This window comes from Archangium sp., from assembly GCF_036389735.1.
Lineage (GTDB): Bacteria > Myxococcota > Myxococcia > Myxococcales > Myxococcaceae > Archangium.
Genome location: NZ_DASVWK010000860.1, coordinates 1 through 6,002, shown reverse-complemented (window position 1 = coordinate 6,002; position 6,002 = coordinate 1). Strand labels below are relative to the sequence as shown.

General features: G+C 67.6%; 5 protein-coding genes. 3 read left to right on the top strand and 2 right to left on the bottom strand.

What is annotated here, in order from left to right; genetic code table 11:
• Window positions 1-843: ATP-binding response regulator (locus tag VF794_RS30795; RefSeq protein WP_331116618.1), on the top strand; the 843-nt coding region annotated here is incomplete at its 5' end.
• A gap of 47 nt (window positions 844-890) precedes the next feature.
• On the opposite strand, the gene VF794_RS30790 is transcribed toward VF794_RS30795, so the two are convergent.
• Window positions 891-2,039: a bestrophin family protein gene (locus VF794_RS30790; protein ID WP_331116617.1), complete on the bottom strand. Its 1,149-nt coding sequence runs from the start codon at window positions 2,037-2,039 to the stop codon at window positions 891-893.
• A 142-nt stretch (window positions 2,040-2,181) separates the two neighbouring features.
• On the opposite strand from VF794_RS30790, the gene aac(3) reads away from it, so the two are divergent.
• Complete coding sequence (gene aac(3), locus VF794_RS30785) at window positions 2,182-2,976, top strand: aminoglycoside 3-N-acetyltransferase (protein WP_331116615.1); 795 nt, start codon at window positions 2,182-2,184, stop codon at window positions 2,974-2,976.
• Window positions 2,977-3,038: 62 nt separating this feature from the next.
• Here the strand turns inward: aac(3) and VF794_RS30780 are convergent, their stop codons facing one another.
• Window positions 3,039-4,796, bottom strand: coding sequence for a family 43 glycosylhydrolase (locus VF794_RS30780; protein WP_331116613.1), 1,758 nt, complete (start codon window positions 4,794-4,796; stop codon window positions 3,039-3,041).
• An 809-nt stretch (window positions 4,797-5,605) separates the two neighbouring features.
• Here VF794_RS30780 and VF794_RS30775 point away from each other — a divergent pair.
• The coding region (locus tag VF794_RS30775; protein WP_331116611.1) for an NAD(P)/FAD-dependent oxidoreductase at window positions 5,606-6,002 on the top strand (397 nt) is incomplete at its 3' end.

The window sequence follows — 6,002 nt, the reverse complement described above, 5'->3', positions numbered from 1 at the left end:
TTTCTCGACCCGACCGCCGGGGTGATCGCCGGGGACCCCGGGCGATTGCAGCAGGTGCTCTGGAACCTGCTGTCCAACGCCATCAAGTTCACGCCGAAGGATGGAAAGGTCCAGGTCCTGCTCGAGCAGGTGAACTCGCAGATCGAGATCAGCGTCGCGGACACCGGGATCGGCATCGACCCGAAGTTCATCCCGCACCTGTTCGAGCGCTTCCGGCAGGGCGACGCGTCGACGACGCGCAAGTATGGCGGGCTCGGCCTGGGGCTCTCCATCGTGAAGAGCCTCGTCGAGCTGCACGGCGGTACCGTCCGCGTGACGAGCCCGGGAGTCGACCAGGGCACGACGGTGAGTCTGCAGCTGCCCCTGGGGGTTCATCGGGAGCCGAGCCCACTCGAATCCCCGCCTCCGAAGACCTCCAGCACGGCTGCCCGCGACGTCGTCCTCGCGCGGCTTGGCGGGCTGCGAATTCTCGTCGTCGACGACCACGCGGATGCGCGCGAGCTCGTCACGCGCCTGCTCGAGGAGTGCGGGGCGGAAGTGCTGACGGCGGGTTCGGTCGAGGAGGCTGTCGCGGTCGTCGAAGCGCAGCGGCTGGATCTGCTCATCAGCGACATCGGGATGCCGGGGTCCGACGGGTTCGAATTGCTTCGCCGGGTGCGGGCGCTGGGGAAGAACGGGGGCGGAGCCCTTCCGGCACTCGCCCTCACCGCGTTCGCGAGGTCCGAGGATCGGACCCGGGCCCTGCGCGCCGGGTTTCTCGTCCACCTGGCCAAGCCCATCGACCCCTCCGCGCTCATCGCGACCGTCGCGCGCATCACCCGGCGCATGGACGAAGCCCACTAGGTCCACGGGGCCGGTGTTGCCCTTCAACACTGTGCGCGTCTGTTCCTCTAATAGAGCAGTCCGTCCACCGGTTGCAGGGGGGAGGGCAGCTCGCTCTCCCCGAGCATCTGCCGCAGGTTGATCTCGATGGTGCGGCAGAGCGCCGTCATGGGTGTGTCGCTGACCCCATCCTCGAAGGGCGTCTCCACGTCGCGCCCCACCGAGTCCATGGCGATGAAGAGGAAGGCGATGATGGCGGTGACGAAGGGGGTGAGCCAGGCCAGGTCCGCCACCACCCCGAGCGGGAGGATGCCCAGGTAGGCGCGCACCATGGCGCGCGGCAGGACGTCGTACTGGAGTGGGATGGGGGTGTTCTTGATGCGCTCGCAGGCCCCGAGGATGTTCGTCAGCTCCGTGAGGGTCCGGTCGAACATCACCAGACGGAACACGTCGTCCGGGCCCTGGTGCTGGCCGTAGATGCGGCGCAGCCGGGTGGCCACCCAGATGAGGATGGCCGAGGGCACGTTCTTCTCCTCGCGCAGCGCCTCCAGCACGCTGGCGCGGAAGAAGGGGGTGATCTCCGGAAAGGGATCCTGCTGGCGCAGGTGGCAGCGCAGGGCGTTCACGAAGCCAATCTGGGCGTACACCAGCTCACGCTCGTCCTCGGTGATGGAATGGCCTGGGCCCCCGTACCGGCCCTGGCTCTCGCGCGCCATCTGCTGCGTCTCGAGCGTGGCCAGCAGCCCCCGCCCCTCGGGGTGATCCCTGTTGAGTGCCTTTCCGTAGCGATCCCGCACGGCGCCATCGCTGGCCACGAGCTCGGCGATGCCCCGCACCGTCGCCGCCCGCTCCACCGCGGTGCGCAGCAGCGACGACGAGGCGGCCTGCACCAACGAGGGCTCCTCGGCGCTCGTCACCTCCGTGCGGGGCAGGAAGGTGAGCACCTGCCGGGCGAAGGAGCGCGACATGTTCACCAGCGCGCCCCAGAGCGTACGTGCCTCCCACCAGCGGTCGTAAGCGGAGTTGTTGCGGAAGGCGAGCAGCACGCCGATGGCCGCGGCGAGCACCGTCACGGGCAGCGCGGGCACCGCCAACCACCAGGCGCCGAGCAACTGGTAGGCGACGACGACGCCGAAGGCGAGCACCACGTGCATCAGCACCGGCCGGCCCGTGTATTTGAGGACGATGTCCCAGGACAGCTTACCACCGACGATCATCGCGAGGCGTCCCTCCCACCCCGTCAGGTACTGGAGCGCGGTCCAGGGCGCGATGGAGATTGCACCGCGCCGCGCACGGCTGTCGGGGAGCGGACGTGGCGGTCCCCGTCCCCTCAAAGGGCCCTCCGGCTATGCTCCGACGATGACCCCCACGACCCGTACCCGCTTGATAGGAGAGCTGCGGCAGCTTGGTTTGTGTGCTGGCGATCTCGTGATGGTTCATGCCGGCATCCGGAGCCTGGGACGCGTGCTCGGCGGCGTGAACACCGTGGTTCAGGCGCTGCTCGAGGCGGTTGGCGACAGAGGCACGGTCATCGCGTACATGGATTGGGAGATCGGGGCGGAACCGGAAGACTTCGAGAACGAGAGCCTTCGCGAAGAGATTCCCACGTTCGACAAGCGCATCGCGCGTGCGAGCCGCGACCACGGGATTCTCGCGGAGACGATTCGTACCTGGCCCGGTGCGGTTCGGAGCGATCACCCGGATGCCGGCGTGGCCGCGATCGGTGCGCGTGCGGATTGGATCTGCGCGGACCACCCACTGCAATACGGGTATGGCCCGGGCTCTCCGTTGCACAAGCTGTCGGAGAGTGGCGGCAAGGTGTTGATGCTTGGTGCGCCGCTCGAGAAGATCACGTTGTTACATCACGTGGAGCACCTGGCGAACATCCCCGGCAAGCGAATCAAGCGGTACCAACGGCCTCTGTTGGTTGAGGGCGAGCGCCGCTGGGTCGCCTTCGAGGAGTTCGATACGAGCGAGCCGGTGACTGACGAGTTGCTCGCGTCCGGCGGAGATTACTTCACGCTCATCGCGGAGCACTGTCTGGCGGAGGGCGGCGGCCGCGCGGGAAGGGTCGCGCAAGCTCCGTCCTATCTGTTCGATGCACACCGACTGGTGATGTGCGGCGTTGCCTGGCTGGAGGAGCACCATCGCTGACCACCCAGGCCGGAAGCCGCTGAGATTTCAGCGACTCCCGGCCTCGGCTCGTGTGTCTCCGGTCAGTTCTTCAACTCGGAGACGCGGACATAGTCGAAGGTGGCGACGAAGCCAGCTCCGGCCTGGGTGGGATGGACGGACTGGGACACCAGTCCAATGCGCGCCCCCGTTCCCGGCTTGTGCGTCCATGTCCCCGCGCGGCTCCAGTAGCTGCCATCCCGGCTGGAGTACGCGGTGAAGTGCTCCTCCTGCCCCACGGTGCGCTTGGCGACCCGCAGCCACAGGGTCCCGTCGGCGGGGCCACCCGCGGTCTCGCCGTAGCGCGGGCCCATGCCGGGGCCCACTTCCTTGGCGAAGGCGACCTGGCGCGTCTCCCAGATGGAGAGGTGGACGAGCTTCACGTAGTTGTCCTCATCGCTGTGGATGACGATGCCCGCCTGGACGTAGTTCTGGCAGCAGCCCTCCGGAGGCAGGTTCAGCGTGAGCTTCGTCTCCACCATGTAGTCGCCGGTGGGGGCCTGCTCCCAGAGGATGGAGGCGTTGTCGGAGTCCTCGTGGAGGTCGGCCACCTGGTTGTTGAAGCGGAAGGAGCCATTCTCCAGCCCGAAATCGGTCGACGGCGGCGGGCGCACCCAGTTCCACTGAGCGCCGAGAGCCGTGTCGTTGAACTCGTCCGAGGCCGCGGGGATGAGCGCCCCGGGCTCGTCCTGCTTCGCCAGCACCATCGTGTAGCGGCCCTGGGTGTTCTCCGCGTCGGTCACCGGCACGGGCTGCTCGGTGTCCGAGGCGCCCTGGCCGCCGCGCACCACCGGCCACTCCTCCACCCAGTCCAGCGCATCCATCAACACCGCGCGCTTGAGGCGCGCCGGGTTGGTACCGGTCGCGGGCAGGTAAGGGCTTGTCCTGTCAATGGCGTGGTAGAGGATCCAGTCCTGGCCGAGCAGGTCCGTGGTGAGCGTGTTGTGGCCCGTGCCCACCCAGCGGTTGCCATTCAGGCCGAGCACCGGCGTGCCGCCCACGCGGTGAGCGGTGAGGGGGACGCCCTCGCGATCCACGAAGGGCCCCCGCGGATCCTTGGAGCGCCCGGCGAACACGCTGTAGCCGGTGATCGGACCGTTGCAGCAGTTGGTGGAGGAGCCGAGCAGGTAGTAGTAGTCCCCGTGCTTGATGATGCTGGGGGCCTCGTAGCGGTTGGGGATGGTGACCTGCACCTGCGAGGACACATCGGAGGTCAGGCCGTCCTCCGAGAGCGTGCGCACGGAGATGCCGCCCGAGTAGCTCCCGTAATAGATATACTTGGCACCGTCGGCGGTGATGAGCACCTCGGGATCGATCACCAACCGGCGGATCCCGCTGCAACAGGGCGCGTCGTGGGGCTCCACGGCGGGCTTGTCGGCCTGGAGCCAGGGGCCCGCGGGGCTGGTGCTGGTGGCCACGCCGATGGCGCTGCCGCCAGCCTCCGTCTTCTCCACCGAGTAGTACAGATAGTACTTATCGCCGAAGAAGGCGACCTCGGGCGCCCAGAGACCCGTGTCAGGCCTTGCCCAGGCCGGCAGCGCGGAGAGCGCGTCTCCGACGTAGGTCCAGTTCACCAGATCATTGGACTTGTGGATGGAGATCAGGTGCCGTCTGTAGTTGCCCGTCACCGTGTCCTTGTCCTGATCGTTGAGGGCATCGTCCGTGCAGTACATGTACCAGGCCGTGTCCCCCTGCCGCTGGCCGCGGATGACCGTGGGATCGGGGCAGTTCTCGACACGCCCGCCACTGGGAATCAAGATCTGCAGGGGGTTGGTGAATTTCTTCGTGACGAGGGGAGGCACGGGCGGTTGCGGATTCTCCGGCGGATTCTCCGGTGGGTTTTCCGGCGGGTTCTCCGGCGGTTTCTCTTTGTCCGCACAGGCGGTGGCATTCAGCACTGCGAGCAGCAGGAGCACCGCTCCCCTTCGGCTCCAACCTCGAGATGAGGACAGCCCTCCGCGCATGTTCACTTCCCCTTCCGGGTCGATGTAGTCGTTTGCGACTCTTGAGCTGCCCCTTCGGGCACGCTGCAGGATGGCGGGCATCTCATCCAGGCGGGTACGGGGTGTCAAGGGCACCAACCCAAACCTCTCTGTCTGGCTGCGAGGAGGAACGGAAAGGGTGTCTACGAAGTTCGCCGCTCTCGTGCGCGAGCCCGCGGCTGCGTGAGGGGGCTCCGCCTGGGCACAGCGGCCAGCAAAGCCAGAGCCGCCATCCACCAGGAGGCAGTGCCTGGCCCCGACGCACAGCCCAAACCGCCACGAGAGTCCAGAGGTGAGGGCTCTGGGAGCGTGGTGCCACCTGAAGGCGGCGGGCTGACGGGCACCGCGGGCGGTGTCAGGTCGACAGCCCAGGAGTAGCTGGCCGGAGTGGCGTCCACGTGGCCATCGTCATCTCTGGCGCGCAGCGAGCCGGTGGAACTCCAGGTGCCGGTGTCCGGGTCGTACACCTCGGCAAGGGAGGGAGGGCCCAGGCAGCCCGTGCCGCCAGAGACGGGGACGGCACGCGCACAGGCGTTGAAAATCAGAAGGCCGGTGCCGCGGGCCCGCGCTGAAGCGCCCTCAACACAGCTCGGAAGTAGGGTGGTAGATCCGCGGGCAGTCCACTCACCATGCGCATGCATACCCAGAAGCCCCTCTCCATCGTCATCATCGGGACCGGATTCGCCGGTCTGTGCCTGGCCATCCGCCTCAAGCAGGCGGGCATCGACTCGTTCACCGTCCTCGAGCGGGCCGAGGCCATTGGCGGCACCTGGCGCGACAACACCTATCCGGGTGCCGCCTGTGACGTGCCGTCCCACCTGTACTCGTTCTCCTTCGAGCCCAATCCCAGGTGGACCCGCCAGTTCGCTCCCCAGGCGGAGATCCTCGACTACCTCAACCACTGCGTGGACAAGTACGGGCTGCGGCCCCACCTGCGTTTCAACTCTCCCGTCACGTCGGCCCGCTTCGACGAGCGCGCGGAGGAGTGGGTGCTGACGGTCGGTGCCGGAGAGGAGGTGCGCGCCA

Excerpts from the sequence above, each read along its gene's own strand:
- VF794_RS30790 (WP_331116617.1), bottom strand. The coding sequence starts at position 2,039 with ATGATCGTCGGTGGTAAGCTGTCCTGGGACATCGTCCTCAAATACACG.